Origin of the sequence: Dokdonia sinensis, assembly GCF_003688895.1 — a bacterium.
GTDB lineage: Bacteria > Bacteroidota > Bacteroidia > Flavobacteriales > Flavobacteriaceae > Dokdonia > Dokdonia sinensis.
Genome location: NZ_REFV01000001.1, coordinates 349,357 through 366,549 on the forward strand (window position 1 = coordinate 349,357; position 17,193 = coordinate 366,549).

Below are 17,193 nucleotides of genomic sequence, written 5' to 3' on the forward strand. Positions count from 1 at the left end.
CGAGTATTTTTTTCTTTACTTTTAGAAAAGCACAATCTGCACATTATGAAATATAAATTACTGCTTGTTATTTGTTTAGTTTCCGCTTTCGCGAAAGCGCAAGACTATTTCTTCTCAAAATACGCACCCTTTGACCAAGAAATCCCAACTCCAGAAGCATTCCTGGGATACCCCATAGGGGAACAACATACACGCCACGACCTTATCGTTGCATACCTAGAAAAACTCGCCCAAGTTTCTCCCAGGGCCACTATCGCGTCCTACGGTAAAACGCACGAAAACCGAAAACTCGTAATGCTCACCATCTCAACAGAGGGAAATCTTTCTAATCTACCTTCCATAAAAAAACAGCACCTCGCGTTTGTGGACACCGCCGAGAAAGAAACTAACTACGACGAAGTACCCATTTTTATCCAGCTAGGATACAACGTACACGGCAATGAACCCTCCAGTTCTGAAGCCGCCCTACTTACTGCATACACGCTCGTTGCATCACAGCATCCCGAAATCAAAAAATATCGTGAGAACAGTATCATTTTTCTAGACCCTACTATAAACCCAGATGGTCGTGACCGCCATACACAATGGGCAAATAGCTTTAAAGGGAGTCCGCTGGTGTCAGATAATATAGATGCAGAACATACAGAAATGTGGCCTCGCGGACGGACAAATCACTACTGGTTTGACCTGAATCGCGATTGGTTGCTGGCCATAAATCCAGAAAGTCGCGGGAAGTTGGATTGGTATCACGAGTGGTATCCTAACGTTGTCACAGATTTTCACGAGATGGGAACTAATAGCACTCACTTTTTTGAGCCTATGTTACCCATAGGAAGTGAGAACCCAATTATGCCCAAGGAAAATTATGAAGACCTCAACAATCTTTTTGCACCATATTTTTCGAGTGCGCTAGATGAGATTGGGTCGTTCTATTTTACAAAAGAAGCCTTTGACGGGACGTATCCCGGCTACGGTTCCTCCTACCCAGACCTTCAGGGTGCACTTGCCCTACTTTTTGAGCAGGCCAGTAGTCGCGGGCATTTACAGGACACAGATTATGGTACGATAAGCTTTCCGTTTACCATTCGTAATCAGTATACCTCAGGGATGGCAACTGTTAAAGCTTCGGTGGAAAATAAGGGGGCGTTGAGGAAATACCAGCAAGACTTTTTTAATTCCGCTGTAGGCTCTGCTGAGCGTAGTCGAAGTGCGAAAGCAAAATTTGACCAAGCCACCGCATACGAATTTGGCGATCCCAAAGATAAAAACCGAACCAAAGCCTTTATAGACAAACTCCTAAAACACCGCATCAAAAGCTACAAAAAAGGCGATGGAAGATATGTCGTTCCCGTACTCCAACCCCAAAAGCGAATGGTACAATCCTTTTTTGAAACCTATAAGAAGTACCGTGATAGTGTGTATTACGATGCAAGCGCGTGGTCTGTTTCAAATTTTTATAATATGAAACATAAAGCGTTGAGCGCTACATCTAGCTTGGGTCAGGAGGTATTATCTACAGACGATATTGCAACGGTCACTCCTGTATCAAAAACAAACTACGCTTACCTTGTAGATTATAACGACTATAACGCCCCAGCCCTACTTCATCATTTACAAAGCAACGGTATAAAAGTAGCTACGGCCTTTAAACCATTTACCGCCAAAACTACTGCTGGCAATATCGATTTTAACTACGGAACGCTTATGATTCCTGTGAGCCGTCAGGATGAAAATTCCCAAGAGGTATTTGACATTTTGAGAGAAGCACAAGAAAAATTTCAAGTACCCGTATATGCCACAAATACGGGTTTCAGTCTCAAAGGCGTAGATCTAGGAAGCCGAAATTTACAGGCTATCGAAACCCCAAAACCTTTAATGATTATAGGAGACGGCACAAGCTCCTATGAAGCTGGCGAAGTGTGGCACCTACTAGACACCCGTGTTGGTATGCCTCTCACAAAAGTGCTGATGAGTAATTTTAATCGCGTTGCTTTAGGAGATTACAATACGCTCATTATGGTTTCAGGCAACTACAGTAGTTTAAGCAAAGGAGATAAAGAACGACTTAGGAATTGGCTTGAAGAAGGAAACACCCTTATTACAATTGCAAATGCAACTTCCTGGGCCGTGAATGCCGAAATCGTAAAAGAAAAACTCATTAAAAAAGAAAAAGATTCTACAGAACTAAAGTCTCGGGAGCCTTATGTAGATGCTGGTCCTAATCGCGGAAAACAGCGTGTAGGCGGTGCAATATTTGAGGTTGACCTAGACTTGACACATCCCTTGGGCTTTGGTTATACCACAGATAAATTACCCGTTTATAAGAATAACAATGTATGGCTTCAACCTAGCAATAATGAGTACAATACCGTTGCCCAATACACAGAAAATCCACACATTGATGGATTTATTTCTGATGAAAACCTTAATGACTATATGAAAAAAAGCGCCTCCTTAGTCGTGAGCCGTGTAGGAAGAGGGCGCGTGATTCTATTTGCAGATAATCCCAACTTTAGGGGAAGCTGGTACGGAACCAACAAGTTGTTTCTCAATGCTATCTTCTTCGGCAGTTTAATTGATTAAATATGAAAAAACTTTATGTACTAGCAATAGCCTTTTTGGTTTTCGCTTTCGCGAAAGCGTACTCACAAACACAACAAGGCCCGTTTAACCAACTCATCATACGTGGTGCAACGCTCATAAACGGCGATGGGGCACCACCTATAGGTCCTGTAGATATTATTGTAGAAAATAATATTATCAAAAATGTGCAAGTCGTAGGCTATCCAGGGGTTGCGATAGATGAAAGCAAACGCCCTAAATTGAAGGCTGGTGGTAAGGAACTAGATGCAACCGGAATGTATGTCCTTCCCGGTTTTGTAGATATGCACGGTCACATAGGTGGCACGGCTCAGGGTGCAGACTGGGATTATGTCTTTAAACTCTGGATGGCGCACGGGATTACAACCGTAAGAGAGCCTTCTGGCCGAAGCATAGACTGGACACTTGACTTAAAAAAGAAATCGGCCAAAAATGAGATAATTGCACCTCGTATTGTGGCACACACGGGATTTGGCGCAGGAAGCAAAGAACCCATCATTACTGCCGAACAAGCTAGAGAGTGGGTGCGCAGTAATGCAAAAAAAGGTGCCGATGGTATCAAATTTTTTGGCGCAGAGCCTCACATCATGCAGGCCGCCCTTGAGGAAAATAAAAAACTGGGACTTACCTCATCAATGCACCATGCACAAATGAGCGTAGCACGATGGAATGTTCTTAATAGTGCCAGAGCAGGTCTAACCACAATGGAACATTGGTATGGATTGCCAGAAGCGCTATTTGAAGATCGTACCGTACAGAACTATCCGCTAGATTATAATTATAACAATGAGCAACACCGTTTTGGAGAAGCTGGAAGACTTTGGGAACAAGCTGCAAAACCTTACTCTGATCATTGGAATGCTGTGATGGATGAATTACTCGCATTAGACTTTACCCTTGACCCCACTTTTAATATTTATGAAGCCAGCAGAGACCTAATGCGGGCACGCCGCGCCGAGTGGCACGAGGATTACACGTTGCCTTCATTATGGCGTTTCTATCAACCGAGTAAGGTTTCTCACGGAAGCTATTGGCACTTTTGGGGAACCGAGGAGGAAGTTCATTGGAAAAACAACTACCGTCTATGGATGACTTTTATCAATGAGTATAAAAACCGAGGTGGACGAGTGACTGCAGGCTCGGACTCTGGATTTATATTTCAGCTATACGGATTTGCTTATATCCGAGAGCTCGAACTCTTGCGTGAGGCTGGGTTCCATCCGCTAGAGGTTATCAGGTCTGCGACGCTCAATGGGGCTGAGGCACTGCGTATGGACGATAAAATAGGCTCCATACAACCGGGAAAACTAGCAGATATGGTTATCGTAAATGAAAATCCATTGCAGAATTTGAAGGTACTTTACGGAACCGGCGCGATTAAACTTACGGATGATAATGAAGTTATACGCACGGGTGGAGTTTCTTATACAATTAAAGATGGAATCATTTATAACGCTAAGCAACTGCTTAAAGAAGTAAAAGAAATGGTGGATAAAGCTAAGGCAGAAGAGAATTTTAAGATTTTACAGCCTGGGGTAAAAAACTAGAAAATCAGTTTAAAAAGTAGAAAAACGAAATCGGAAAGTAGAAGGAAAAGTTTAAGGTTTTAAGTTGTCTATGCCTGCCGTTTTTCTCGCGCGAAGGCGTGAAGGCCCGAAGCATTTTTTTCTCACAAAGTCACGAAGACATAAAGAGAATACTCTTTTTAATGTGTGAAAATTAACAATATATCGAAAAATTTAAATCCTAGTGTAACGATTAATTTTGAATTTCTGAACTCAAAACTCAGAACTCAGAACTCAGAACTCAGAACTCATAACTCATAACTCATAACCTACATATCTCTCTCCGTACACATTTGATTGATACGCAATCTTAATTTACGCTCATAATCCTCCTGTAACCAGTCACGGTAATTCTGAGTATTGTTCATTATACTATAGGAATATAGGCGGATACGGTATGCAATATCATCGCGCAATTTACGTGCGAGAACTCGTGCGTCAAAAACGTCTTCACTATTTTCTACAACCATTTCTGCGTGCTGTTCGACGGCATTATCTAGGACTGTTTTTGCTTTTAGACCCTGACCTATTGCTTTCTTATATTCTGATTTAATATCAAAGAATACCTTTTCCGTATTTGCAAATTCCTTGCGTAAATCTGGTGGCATTACATAGGCAAAGTTGCGCTCTATCTCTGCATCTTGAATCAAGTTTTCTAGATAGAAATCTGGGTAGTCGAAGATTTCTTTCCAATCTATAGGTGCTTCCCATAGTCCAAAACGCGCCGCGTTGTTTCCTAAATCCAATACTTTAAAATCAGATTTATTTGGTAAAATACGAGAGCCACGACCTATCATTTGGAAATACAGCGTAAGTGATTTTGTCGCTCGGTTAAGTATAATCGTATCTACAGTAGGCTCATCAAATCCGGTGGTAAGAATACTTACGGAGGTGAGGATAGCATCTGGTGTGTTTTTAAACCAATCTAATATTTCCTTGCGCTCCTTTGCACCATTTGTATTGTCTAAATGTCTTATATCATAACCCGCCTCAAGAAAAGTTTCTTGTACATAACGGGAAGTATTTATACCGTTATTAAAGATTAACGTTTTCTTTCCCTTAGACTCTGTTTCATATGCTTCGAGCAGTTTTTCTTGCATCGATGCATCCGTATAGAGTATGTCCGAGGATTTTACGGTATAATCTCCATTAATACCTAATTTCAATGAGGAAAGACCCACGTTGTAACTTATGGTCTGCGCTTTGGCTAAAAATCCTTTTTTTATAAGTGCAGAGATACTTTCCCCTATAAGTAAATCATCGTAGTTGTCCTTCATAGGTAACTTGATGTTACTACTGAGCGGTGTTGCAGTTACTCCTAAGATAAATGCTTTCTCAAAGTAGCTAAACAGTTTTCTAAAACTATTATAATGTGCTTCATCTATTATTACAAGTCCCACATCGTCAAAGATAATTTGCTCCTCCTGCAAACGATTTGTAAGCGTTTCTACCATCGCCACGTAACACATAAAATCTTCCTCATCTCCTTCTAATGTTTTTACATCGCTAGAGATGATCATATTAGGAACATTAAAACCTGTAAGCATATTAGACGTCTGTACAGAGAGTTCTATGCGGTGCGTAAGGATGATTACTTTCTTCTTTTTGAGCTCAATGTAACGGCGTACGATTTCAGAAAAAATAACCGTCTTTCCACCTCCTGTGGGTAGTTGGTATAGAAGATTATAATCATCGCGTTGCTCTTCCATGTATTGGAAAATCGCTTTTAAATCTTTCTCTTGGTAGTCGTATAATTCCTTGTCATCAAGGTCAGCTTCGGGGATAATATGGCTCAAATTGGTCTTTTTTGCTGTGAAATTGTCAATCTTGCAAAACTAAGGGATTTTTATGCTTTCGCGAAAGCGTACACTCATAAATTATAAGCATCATACTAATAATGCTCCTACGATCTAATTGTATCATATACAAACTCCTCAAAACGATGTGCATTGAACCATTTTTGACTCTCAGCCTTGTCAATAATCGCCTCTACCCTACTACCGAAAGTTTCCAACAAACTATGATACGTGAGCCATTGTACAGCTTCCTGAAAGGAATTGAACATACTTTTATAAAGCGATTCTGGAACATTGTATTGTCCCTCTGTATACGTCTGAACGATCTCAATGTTAAAAAGCATGACATTTGCCAGAAGCGCAGGTTCCATCCCTAAGGACTTAAACTGTTTAATATATTTCTGAGCTATAGAGCGACGCTTGCGAGGTCGCTTTCGTCGTGTAGGAAAGTATTCATTACTTATTTTAATCTTTGCCTCTTCTACAAGTTTATCCTCTTTTGGGTTAAAAACAAAGTCATAAAACGTCTTAACCTGGGGGATACGCTCGTAGAGATCTATAATCTGGACTTGCAGCGCATAATTATCTAAATCTTCTAAGTATTTTTTAAGGGCGCGCTTGCTCATTTAGGAAAGTAAAAATTCATCCAAATTTATAACATATTTTATTTCCATAAGGGGCTCTAAAAACTTAAATTTGCACACCTTAAAAGTAAACATCCTTCAGACCTATGAATACATTACAAGACTCTAGAGCCATAAACTTGATAAACAAACTCATATCTGATGTAGAACAGAATGGCATTATCACAAATACTGTTGTAGAAGACCTTAAAGCATTGCGCCCGTATACAATTACAGAGCAATTGCCATTACTTGCAAAAGCAACACGCCTAGCAGCAGAGCATATTAATGAGTATGGAACCTTTGCTATCCCAATGCCAGAAGAAGAATCTCTGGAAGAAGAGGAAGAAACCATTAAGGTTGAAGGTGAGCCTAAAGAGAGTCTACATTATTTCTTTTGTCTTATACGCGATGTAGATAAGCCTGCAAATGAGGAAGAGTTACGTGTATATGTAAAAGCGCTTAACGAGTATTAAAATTATAATATACCTTAAGAAAGCCGAATGTGATGAACTCACATTCGGCTTTTTTGTGTTATTGTTGGGCGTTTTTTAAGAAATATGATTTCCAAAAACTCAAACATTACCTAAACTTATAAAGATATCACACCTTCTACAAGGCCTACTTCTTTATACTTTTTAATTACGGCATCTGGATCTTTCATCTTAACATTGATAGAGATACTTGTGTATTTTCCCGTACGAGATGCTTTGGTTTCAATCACTGCACCCATATTATCAAAAATCTCCTCTATCTGAACAGCTTTTGCTCTGTCTGTCGGAACAATAAATTTATAGAGATAAGCTGCAGGCCACATAGAAGTGTCTGCAAGTTGTGTTTTGAGTTTGGCGTAAAATTCGTCTGGGTTTGTTTTGGCGTCCATAGCGTTATTTTCTGAAACAAAGATACCATTTGTAATAGCTGTTATCGTTCTTTGTGTATTGCTTAATTTTGCAATATACAAAGCTATTTTTATGCCAGAAAGTGTATTACTCATCGGGGGACCTTCTACGGGCAAGACGACACTTATAGAAAGTTTAAAATCTATGGGATACACCTGTCTGGACGAAGTATCTAGAGAGGTTATTAAAGAAGCTCAAGAACAGGGGATTGAACAGTTATTTCTTGAGCAACCGTTGCTTTTTAGTGAACTACTATTACGATCCCGCATCAAACAATTCGAATCTGTTCCCACATTTCATACAGATTACGTATTTCTGGACCGAGGTATTCCTGACACGGTGGCATATATGGATTTTATAAATCAAGAGTATTCCAGAGAGTTTATAGATGCTTGTAACGATTATCGCTACGACCACGTTTTTATATTACCACCCTGGAAGGAAATTCATACCACAGATGGAGAGCGTTATGAGAATTTTGAGCAAGCGGTAGCAATTCATAAAGAACTTATAAATACCTATAAAAAATACAGCTATGAACCTACCGAAATACCAAAGGGAGCAGTAGCCGATAGAGCAAGATTCATATTAGACTACCTCAAAGATTGAGCAATACCATTTACAACATACTAAAGCAACATTGGGGTTTTGATACTTTCCGACCGCTACAAGAAGAAATTATTCTTAATGTGCTTGAAGGTAAAGATAGTATTGCATTACTGCCTACTGGTGGTGGCAAATCACTATGCTACCAGATTCCTGCAATAGTTTCGGAGGGCATTGCTATTGTGGTTTCACCGCTCATCGCCCTTATGAAAGATCAAGTATTCTCACTTCAGGAAAAGGGAATCAAAGCACTATCAATCACGAGCGGAATTCCCTATAAAGAACTTGATACTTTGCTGGACAATTGTATTTACGGTAATTACAAATTACTCTATGTTTCTCCAGAACGATTACAACAAGAAATCGTGATCGAGCGCATAAAGCAAATGAATGTCTCTTTAATTGCAGTAGATGAGGCACATTGTATCTCACAATGGGGGCACGACTTTAGACCTGCTTATAGAAATATTTACCGCTTGCGCGCAATTAAACCCCAAACACCTTTTATTGCACTTACTGCCACCGCGACTCCAAAAGTCCTAGAAGATATATCAGAACAACTCCTACTGGAAACGCCAAAACTTTTTCAAAGCTCCTACCACCGTCCAAATCTCACCTACACGATTATAAAAAGTGTAAACAAATATTTTGACCTTGAGCGCGTAATAAAACAAGTATCAGGTAACGGCATTGTTTACGTACGGAGCAGAAAAGCGACCGTTGCCACATCTCAGTTTTTAAAAAGCCGCAGCATTACAGCCGCCCCATATCACGGTGGAATGACGAGAGATGAGCGTGACAAAAATTATAAACAATGGCGTGAGGATAAAATAAAAGTTATTGTAGGCACAAGTGCCTTTGGGATGGGCATTGACAAGGGTAATGTAGATGTTGTGGTTCATTTAGAGATTCCGGATAGTATAGAAAATTATTTTCAAGAAGCTGGAAGGGCAGGACGCAACGGGCAGCTAGCGCAAGCTATATTATTACATAACGAGAACGATGATTTGAGACTTGATAATCAGTTTCTAAAAGTAATCCCACAGGTAAAAGATGTCAAGGAGGTGTATAAAAAACTGAACAGCTATTTCCATATTTCTTATGGCGAGGGTGAGCTTACGGACCACCGGTTCAATTTTAGCGCATTTTGCCAAACCTATAAACTCCCGACTGTTCTAACCTATAATTGCCTGCAAGTATTGGACAGGAATAGTGTTATTGCTTTATCACAGGAATTTACAAAGCGAGCCACGGTAAATTTTAAGGTTTCTGATATTGCATTAACTTATTATCTTATTAAAAATCCGCAATTGGATGATGTGGTTAAGGCCGTTTTAAGAACGTATGGTGGCGTTTTTGAACAAGTAACGACTATAAATTATAGTGTTGTGGCTGCTAAAGCTGGAAAATCCATAGACCAAGTCCATAGGGTGCTGCTCACACTAGGTACAGATGACATTATTGAGTATGAACATCAGAGTTTTGATACGGCTATTACTTTTTTAGTCCCGCGAGAAGATGATAGAACCATTAATGTCATCGCTCCTTATATAAAGACACAGGCAAATTATAAGAAATCACAAGTAGTAGCCATCAAAAGGTTTATTAATAATGATACAGAGTGTCGCACTATTGTATTGTTACGTTATTTTGATGAAAAGCTACAGAAGGATTGTGGTCGCTGCGATGTATGTTTAGCGCGGGGCCCTCATACTAATGACAGACTAACTCTAGAGCACTATATTATATCAAGTATACAACAACAACCACGGAGCTCACGGGAGTTGGTAGATGTACGCTTTCGCGAAAGCGAACTCATCGCAACTTTACAAAAATTATTAAGCCAGAAGAAAATTACGATCACACCAGATAATAAATATAAAATTATATGAAAGATTTACGCATTGTTTTTATGGGTACGCCAGAGTTTGCGGTGACCATACTAAAAGGTTTATTAGAAAATAAATTTAATGTGGTGGGTGTCATTACTGCTCCAGACCGCCCAGCTGGTAGAGGGCAGAAGATACGACAGAGCGCTGTAAAAGAATACGCTGCTGCAGAAAACCTCCCAGTATTACAGCCCACAAATTTAAAAAGCGAAGAATTCCTAACCGAATTGAAAGCGCTCAAGGCAAACCTACAAATTATCGTTGCCTTTAGAATGCTTCCTAAGGTTGTCTGGGCGATGCCTGAATTTGGCACATTTAACCTACACGCTTCTCTCTTGCCGCAGTATCGTGGTGCTGCACCTATAAATTGGGCTATTATTAATGGAGAGACTAAAACTGGTGTAACAACCTTCTTTATAGACGAAAAAATTGATACAGGCGCTATCATTCTTCAGGAAGAACTACCTATAGGAGAAGATGAAAATGCTGGAAGTTTGCACGACAGGCTTATGCTTGCAGGAAGCAAACTCGTTGTTAAAACGGTAAAAGCTATACTAAAGGATGAGGCTACGACGACCATACAACCAAAATCTGAAGCGTTAAAAACTGCTTATAAGCTTTTTCCAGAGAATACAAAGATAGACTGGACGGATGCCGCAGAAAACATCCATAATCACATACGCGGGTTAAGCCCGTACCCAGGTGCCTGGTGCTATTTAGAAAATGGAGACAAGGAAGAACGCGTTAAGATTTTTTCCTCAGCTAAGATTTCATCAGGAAGGGTTACTCCTTCAGAAGAAGTAGGAGCAATAACCTTGGCAGACAAAGAGATGATTGTACATACCAGAAATGGTGGATTATTAATAAGCGAAATCCAACTTTCTGGGAAACGTAAGATGGACGTTAAATCACTTTTAAACGGGTATAAATTTGAACAAAATGCTAAAATGCGCTAAAGCCGCACCCCTGCTGACTTCATAAGAAGTAGTTAAAATACACCGTCTTTATTAACAATCGCCTTGATTTATCAACAAATAACGCCATTTCCCTTGCTATTACTTGCGTGAGACGATAATCCGTATAAATTTGTTACAGAATTAAACATTAAGTTTAACCACTATTAATTAATTAACATTAAAATTATGAACAAATCAGAATTAATCGACGGAATGGCAGAGCACGCTGGAATTACTAAGGCTGCTGCAAAAAAAGCATTAGAATCTTTCCTAGGAAACGTAGAAGGTACTCTTAAAAAAGGAGGACGTGTTTCTTTAGTAGGATTTGGTTCTTGGTCAGTTTCTAGACGTAACGCTCGTGAAGGTAGAAATCCTCAAACTGGAAAAACGATTAAAATCGCTGCAAAAAATGTAGTGAAGTTCAAAGCTGGATCTGATCTTGCAGATGCTGTGAACTAATCACATCCATATACAATTTAAGAACCGCCTCTTTTAGGGCGGTTTTTTTATGGATCTAAAGATCCAGAATAGGATTGTAAGCGTATAATTCATCAGACTTTAGGTATTATAAAACTGCTTTTGACATTCATTATGCCGATTTCATTTTACAAATTGACCAATAGCCCTATTTATAAACTACTAAAAAACAGTTGTTTATAATCTTTTTTTACATTACCACAAATGTGTGTGATGCCCCGTTTGGAGAAGTGGCAAAAAAATACTAAGTTTAAATAGACCAAATTTTGCAATGCCATGAACCTATTACAACCGACAAAAGGGCATTTGCTAGTTGCAGAACCATCTATAATCGGGGACGCCTCGTTCAACAGATCGGTTATCCTACTTGCAGATTACAATGAGAAAGGATCTCTAGGATTTGTGCTTAATAAACCTACAGAATTTTTCTTAGGCGATTTTATTCCTGACCTAGATACAGATTTTACCATTTATAGTGGTGGTCCTGTAGAAACAGAAAATCTTTATTTTATACATTGCATCCCAGACTTGATTGAAGATAGTGAGGAAATTGCTGCTGGAATCTTTTGGGGAGGTGATTTTGAAAAAGTGATTCAACTCATAAAAGAAGGACAAATTACAAAAAGCTGTGTTCAATTCTTTTTAGGATATTCTGGCTGGGGCCCCTTACAACTAGACGATGAACTAGAGGAGCACACTTGGGTCGTTGTAGAAAATCGCCAGGACAGCAAGATTATAGGACCTAGAACAGATGCACTCTGGAGAGAAACACTTATAGAATTGGGCGAAAAATACGCTGTATTCTCTAATGCTCCAGAAAACCCAAATTATAACTAACCTAATCTCGCTTTTACATTAAGCTTTTTGAGCAACTCTGAAGCCACGTTTGTTGTAAATTCTTTTTTTCGGTATTTAGTGACTGGTTGTATCCCTATAATTGTATTTGTGATAAACAACTCGTCTGCCTTTTGCAGTTCAAAGGGTGAGATTGAACTTTCCTCAAAAGTATATTCTTTCATTAGTGTTAATATACTCAGTAATTGTTTCCTTATGATACCACGTAAGCAGCCGTCCTCGAGGGGTGGAGTTTTTATATGATTCCCCTTAACCAGAAAAAGATTACCTTGAAGAGCTTCGGCTATATTTTTATTGTTGTTTACCAGTAGACAGTTGTCAAAGTTGTTTTCCTGAGCAAAAATGCTTCCAGTAACGTGTATGAGCTTATTAGTCGTTTTAAGCGTTGATAAAAGGTCGGCATTAAGATAGTGATCCTTATAAAGTTCTACTTCATAGGGTTCTGTACTAAGGGTATAAAATGGCGAGGAGACCGCTTTCGCGAAAGCGTAATACCCGACCTCATTTGTTTCTGGCAGATATCTTCCAGCTCCTTTGCGATATACAGTTAGTCTTAAACTCGCGGCTTGGTCGATTAGATTGCCGGCTTCTATCGTTTTTTTTATTTCTTCCTCTAGGTACTCTGGTGTGAAATTCATCGGGATTTCCATCCTAAGGATGCGCATCGCCGCCATAAGTCTGAAGTAATGGTCTTCCCAAAAAAGAATCTTACCGTTTACAACTTTCATCGTCTCAAAAACGCCATCTCCGTAAAGAAATCCCCTATTGTAAACGCCCAGCTCCAATTGCGTTTGTGATACTATTTTTCCGTTGTCATTTACCATAAAAAAACCGCGTCTTTAGAAACGCGGTGCAAAGATAGCATTTGGATTTTTTTATACAGAGCCTATAACCTGTTTAAGTTCTGATATTTGGTTCTCCCAGAACATTTTTCCCTCATCGACCTCATCCTCTTCGGCAAAGTCGGTCACTATTAATGAGACATCCTTAGTTATTTCATCCACTTGAATACGTAATTCAAAGTAATAGCTTTCATCTTCATCCTCTACCCATTTAAATTTTATACGTTCTCCGCTCTTTTTTCCTAAGAGTTTTGCCTTCTCCTCACTACCATCCCATATGAATGTGTAGAATTCTCCTCTTGAATTTACATTGTCTGCAAACCACTCGCTCATCCCAGAAGGGGTAGCCATATATTGATATAAGAGAGATGGCGATGCGTGTACCACAAATTCTATCTCAAATTTTATTTTACTACTCATAGATTGTTTTATTAACGAGCTCAATATATTGAAACTAATCCCCACCTCAAAAGAATAAATTTATTTTTTTATTTATCAGGAGAGTTTTGCGCAACCGTCAATAGTTTTTATATTTGCACCCGCTTAAGCAGGACGGGAATTCTGTAAAAGTAATTATGGCGAGGTAGCTCAGCTGGTTAGAGCGTCGGATTCATAACCCGGAGGTCGGGGGATCGTGCCCCCCTCTCGCTACTTGATAATCAGACAGTTACAATATTTTGTAACTGTCTTTTTAATTTAGGTACAACATAGGTAAAACTTTAACATTTTTAACAATTCTAATTTCAAAAAGGCTTATTTACTTGCAGAATTAATTAGAATTCATAATATGCTGAAATATCTGATGGAATAAATTGATGTCCTGAGTTAGAACTTAACAGTAACCCACCATTCCCTCACTAAAGGGTAAAAAACTATTGGTAGTAGTTTCCAATCCATTTTTTAAATATGCTACGGCAATATAATTACCTTGATGGTTTGGTATTTCTGACATTTCCTTAATCTCTCCTGTCAGTAGTCCAAATTCAGCTTCAGGATAATTATCAATTCCTATTCTGACTTTACTATTCAAGGTAACTTTATCTCCAAAACTGACAATTGTCATAATTCTCCTTAAACACTGAAGTTACTTTTGAAAAAACGTAAATTTATGTGTACCCTCACCTCGAAGTATAATGTAGCTGGACCTAGATATACCAGTTACCCCACCGTTCCGTATTGGGATAATGATGCCTTTTCTTTAAAACAATGGAAAGAAACCTTAGTAAAAAGCTTTCGCGAAAGCAATAGTACAGAAGGTATAAGTCTCTATATACACCTTCCATTTTGCGAGAGCCTGTGTACTTTTTGTGGTTGCAATAAACGAATTACTAAAAATCATAATGTAGAGTTACCATATATCAAATCTATTCTAAAAGAGTTTATCCTTTACAATGAACTGTTTGATGAGAAACCTATTATCAAGCAAGTTCATCTAGGTGGTGGGACACCAACTTTTTTTTCTCCGGAGCATTTGGACAGGCTGATGAGTGGTATTTTTACTATCGCCACAAAAGCAGAAAATTGTGAACTCAGTTTTGAAGGTCATCCTAATAACACGACAAAACAACACTTAGAAGCCCTATTTGAAAATGGATTTACCCGAGTATGCTATGGCGTACAAGACTATAACGATAGGGTTCAAAAAGCAATTAACCGCGTACAGCCTTATGAGAATGTGCTGATGGCTACTTCACTTGCTCGTGCCGTTGGGTATTCTTCAATAGGCCACGATATTATTTATGGATTACCGTTTCAGACACAAAATGATGTTATTAAAACCATTAATAAAACCATCACTTTACAGCCAGATCGTATTGCCTTTTACAGTTACGCACACGTTCCTTGGATGAAAGGTAATGGACAGCGCGGTTTTAAGGACATAGACCTTCCTACGGCAGAACAGAAACGCCTGCAATATGAAATAGGTAAAGCGATGCTAATCAAAGTAGGATATAAAGAGATTGGTATGGATCACTTTGCGCTTAAAACAGATAGTCTTTATAAAGCACAACAACAAGGCACTATAAATAGAAACTTTATGGGTTATAGTGACAGCAAAACCCGATTAATGATAGGTCTTGGCGTGTCCTCTATAAGTGACAGTTGGTATAGCTTTGCACAAAATGTTAAGAATGTAGAGGAATATCAAAACTTGGTAGATGATGGGATTTTGCCTGTCTTTAGAGGTCACATACTCAATGATGAAGACCTCATCATTAGAAAGCATATTCTAAACTTGATGTGCGCTTTTGAGACCTCTTGGGAAGATGAATCTATGTTTTTCCCTGAACTTCCAGAAATATTAGTAAATCTCATAGAACTGGAAAAAGACGGTTTAGTCCAGGTATTTTCCAAAAAAATACTGGTTACCGATAAAGGACGTGCTTTTGTGCGTAACATCTGTTTACCATTTGATTTACGCTTAAAGCGAAAGAAACCAGATACACAGTTATTCTCAATGACTGTTTGAACTTTAATTAATTACAGATTAAAAAAGCCGAAAATTGTATCGTAGTCACCTTATAATATTAAAAAAAGAGTGTCAAATAATTTAATCATTGGCTTGCTCTTCACTCTTATCTCCTTTTATAAGATTCATTACAATAGCTACCATTACAATACAAACGATTGCAAAAACACCAATTATTGCTGCGCCCATTCCCCAGTTTACGAGGGGTAAAAAAAGTAGATTCATAATTATTACTTTTAAGATTATTTAATCGGTTTTGAATGTAAGATCACGAGTACATCTATTGCTCTAAAAAAGAAACCATCAACCAGATATTGAAGTCTTTTAGATGACCTGTCTCTCGTTATTTTTGCCCATTTATAATTCATCTTAATTTTTTCTAATGACAACTATGTGTTGCCGTAACTGTTTCTACCGCTACACTATCTGGAGGAGAGATGTACTTAATTCCCAATCCCATCCCGCGTAGTATAAATAGCATCCCTATGATGACTACAAAAACAGGAATCACCTTGAGGATGCGCTGTTTTGCCTGTCCTTTTAAAAAATTGCCAAGATAGATAGCGGTAGTCATAAGTGGAATTGTACCTAACCCAAAAAGCATCATATACAATCCTCCATATAAACTTCCACCACTCGCTAGTGCTCCAAAAACTGCCATATACACTAACCCGCAAGGCAATAAACCGTTAAGAAAGCCTATAGTAAAAAAGGTGCTTGGATCTTTCTTTTTAAGCTCGGCACCCATTGCCGATTTTACTTTTGCGACAGCTTTATAAACGGGCTTAGAAAAGTTATACCGATTAAAGATTTTAGACGGTATAACTACCATCGTAATCATTGCTATCCCTATGATAATGGACAGTTGTTGTTGTATTCCAAAAAGATTGAGACTTTTACCCGCCAGACCGAAAACAAGACCTATTAAGCTATATGTAAATAATCTCCCCGTGTGATAACTAATTAATTGAAACACCCGCTTGCGAGTACTTTTACGGTCTAGCGGTAGTAAAAATGCAATAGGACCACACATTCCCACACAATGAAAACTTCCCAATAGACCAAATATGAGCGCGCTCCACAACATTAATAACTTATTTCTTCTTTATACATAAACGAGGTGCCATTGTAGGTCCAGTCTATTGTAATGTTCCAGCGACCGTCTATCAACCTTTTGTCAGGTATGAGCAAATTAGAACTCGACAATTCCATAGGAATTTCGAAGTCCAATCGTTGATTAGACGGTCTGTATAGGAACACATTTCCGTTTATTTTTGTGGGTTCTAATTCGTCTGGAAAAGTGAGCAACCAGCCTTCTGCGACCTTTTGACTTTTGATTTTTTCGGAGAGATTATTTGTGTTTGTCTCGGCATCTATTTCGTCTTGATATACCATTTCCTTGGCATAATATTCTTTTGTAACGAGGTCGTGACTGTATGCCTCATCTGTACTCATCGTAATGACAAAGTATAAGATAAAGGCTACAAAGCCCACCATCACCAGCACAATACCTGTTCCCCAATTCCATTTCATAACCATTATCCGAAAAGTCGGCGACTGTTAATTAAAATTTTATTTTTTACCGCTCCGCTTACCTCTTGGTTGTGAAGC

At 38.8% G+C, this 17,193-nt stretch carries 18 protein-coding genes and 1 tRNA gene; 10 read left to right on the top strand and 9 right to left on the bottom strand.

The annotated features are described in order from the left end of the window. Nucleotides 1–45 precede the first annotated feature (45 nt). Together EAX61_RS01445 and EAX61_RS01450 are read left to right on the top strand one after the other, a co-directional pair. Complete coding sequence (locus EAX61_RS01445; protein WP_121915866.1) at nt 46–2,583, top strand: M14 family zinc carboxypeptidase; 2,538 nt, start codon at nt 46–48, stop codon at nt 2,581–2,583. Nucleotides 2,584–2,585: 2 nt separating this feature from the next. Next, nucleotides 2,586–4,148 carry an amidohydrolase family protein gene (locus tag EAX61_RS01450; RefSeq protein ID WP_121915867.1) on the top strand — a complete coding sequence of 521 codons (1,563 nt, stop codon included), beginning with the start codon at nt 2,586–2,588 and terminating at the stop codon, nt 4,146–4,148. Nucleotides 4,149–4,435: 287 nt separating this feature from the next. Here EAX61_RS01450 and EAX61_RS01455 read toward each other — a convergent pair whose 3' ends face one another. Beyond that, nucleotides 4,436–5,962 (bottom strand): DEAD/DEAH box helicase, encoded by a 1,527-nt coding sequence (locus EAX61_RS01455; RefSeq protein WP_236641962.1) that lies wholly within the window; start codon nt 5,960–5,962, stop codon nt 4,436–4,438. Between the two features lie 107 nt (nt 5,963–6,069). Further along, entirely contained in the window at nt 6,070–6,588 is a 519-nt protein-coding gene (locus tag EAX61_RS01460) for a DUF6155 family protein (protein ID WP_121915868.1), read from the bottom strand. A gap of 104 nt (nt 6,589–6,692) precedes the next feature. Here EAX61_RS01460 and EAX61_RS01465 point away from each other — a divergent pair, with 104 nt between their 5' ends. Continuing rightward, nucleotides 6,693–7,061 (top strand): hypothetical protein, encoded by a 369-nt coding sequence (locus tag EAX61_RS01465; protein ID WP_121915869.1) that lies wholly within the window; start codon nt 6,693–6,695, stop codon nt 7,059–7,061. 116 nt (nt 7,062–7,177) lie between these two features. Here EAX61_RS01465 and EAX61_RS01470 read toward each other — a convergent pair whose 3' ends face one another. Continuing rightward, a complete protein-coding gene (locus EAX61_RS01470; RefSeq protein ID WP_347337918.1) occupies nt 7,178–7,582 on the bottom strand; it encodes a DUF493 family protein in 405 nt (134 codons plus the stop codon). Between EAX61_RS01470 and EAX61_RS01475 the strand changes: the two genes are divergently transcribed. The 5 genes from EAX61_RS01475 to EAX61_RS01495 all read left to right on the top strand — a co-directional run bounded on the left by EAX61_RS01475 (nt 7,560) and on the right by EAX61_RS01495 (nt 12,252). After that, entirely contained in the window at nt 7,560–8,096 is a 537-nt protein-coding gene (locus EAX61_RS01475; RefSeq protein ID WP_121915870.1) for an AAA family ATPase, read from the top strand. The genes EAX61_RS01470 and EAX61_RS01475 overlap by 23 nt on opposite strands. Further along, complete coding sequence (locus EAX61_RS01480; RefSeq protein WP_121915871.1) at nt 8,093–9,985, top strand: RecQ family ATP-dependent DNA helicase; 1,893 nt, start codon at nt 8,093–8,095, stop codon at nt 9,983–9,985. Before EAX61_RS01475 ends, EAX61_RS01480 begins: the two co-directional genes overlap by 4 nt. Then, nucleotides 9,982–10,938: a methionyl-tRNA formyltransferase gene (fmt, locus tag EAX61_RS01485; protein WP_121915872.1), complete on the top strand. Its 957-nt coding sequence runs from the start codon at nt 9,982–9,984 to the stop codon at nt 10,936–10,938. The genes EAX61_RS01480 and fmt overlap by 4 nt, the downstream gene beginning before the upstream one ends. Before the next feature lie 186 nt (nt 10,939–11,124). Next, complete coding sequence (locus EAX61_RS01490) at nt 11,125–11,397, top strand: HU family DNA-binding protein (RefSeq protein ID WP_121915873.1); 273 nt, start codon at nt 11,125–11,127, stop codon at nt 11,395–11,397. Between the two features lie 294 nt (nt 11,398–11,691). After that, nucleotides 11,692–12,252 carry a YqgE/AlgH family protein gene (locus tag EAX61_RS01495; protein ID WP_121915874.1) on the top strand — a complete coding sequence of 187 codons (561 nt, stop codon included), beginning with the start codon at nt 11,692–11,694 and terminating at the stop codon, nt 12,250–12,252. On the opposite strand, the gene EAX61_RS01500 is transcribed toward EAX61_RS01495, so the two are convergent. Together EAX61_RS01500 and EAX61_RS01505 are read right to left on the bottom strand one after the other, a co-directional pair. Continuing rightward, nucleotides 12,249–13,094: an aminotransferase class IV gene (locus EAX61_RS01500; protein WP_121915875.1), complete on the bottom strand. Its 846-nt coding sequence runs from the start codon at nt 13,092–13,094 to the stop codon at nt 12,249–12,251. The two genes, EAX61_RS01495 and EAX61_RS01500, sit on opposite strands and share 4 nt — an antisense overlap. A gap of 51 nt (nt 13,095–13,145) precedes the next feature. Further along, nucleotides 13,146–13,532, bottom strand: coding sequence for an START-like domain-containing protein (locus EAX61_RS01505; RefSeq protein WP_121915876.1), 387 nt, complete (start codon nt 13,530–13,532; stop codon nt 13,146–13,148). A 157-nt stretch (nt 13,533–13,689) separates the two neighbouring features. Between EAX61_RS01505 and EAX61_RS01510 the strand changes: the two genes are divergently transcribed. Next, nucleotides 13,690–13,763 (top strand) — tRNA-Met (locus tag EAX61_RS01510). Between the two features lie 181 nt (nt 13,764–13,944). On the opposite strand, the gene EAX61_RS01515 is transcribed toward EAX61_RS01510, so the two are convergent. Beyond that, nucleotides 13,945–14,175 carry a hypothetical protein gene (locus tag EAX61_RS01515; protein WP_121915877.1) on the bottom strand — a complete coding sequence of 77 codons (231 nt, stop codon included), beginning with the start codon at nt 14,173–14,175 and terminating at the stop codon, nt 13,945–13,947. 45 nt (nt 14,176–14,220) lie between these two features. Between EAX61_RS01515 and hemN the strand changes: the two genes are divergently transcribed. Continuing rightward, on the top strand, nt 14,221–15,582 hold the full coding sequence (gene hemN, locus EAX61_RS01520; protein ID WP_121915878.1) for an oxygen-independent coproporphyrinogen III oxidase: 1,362 nt from the start codon (nt 14,221–14,223) through the stop codon (nt 15,580–15,582). 81 nt (nt 15,583–15,663) lie between these two features. On the opposite strand, the gene EAX61_RS16510 is transcribed toward hemN, so the two are convergent. From EAX61_RS16510 to EAX61_RS01530, 3 genes are all read right to left on the bottom strand, one after another. Further along, a complete protein-coding gene (locus EAX61_RS16510; protein WP_201739395.1) occupies nt 15,664–15,807 on the bottom strand; it encodes a hypothetical protein in 144 nt (47 codons plus the stop codon). Nucleotides 15,808–15,961: 154 nt separating this feature from the next. Beyond that, on the bottom strand, nt 15,962–16,669 hold the full coding sequence (locus EAX61_RS01525) for a sulfite exporter TauE/SafE family protein (protein WP_121915879.1): 708 nt from the start codon (nt 16,667–16,669) through the stop codon (nt 15,962–15,964). After that, nucleotides 16,669–17,115: a FixH family protein gene (locus tag EAX61_RS01530; protein ID WP_121915998.1), complete on the bottom strand. Its 447-nt coding sequence runs from the start codon at nt 17,113–17,115 to the stop codon at nt 16,669–16,671. The genes EAX61_RS01525 and EAX61_RS01530 overlap by 1 nt, the downstream gene beginning before the upstream one ends. Nucleotides 17,116–17,193: the final 78 nt, after the last annotated feature.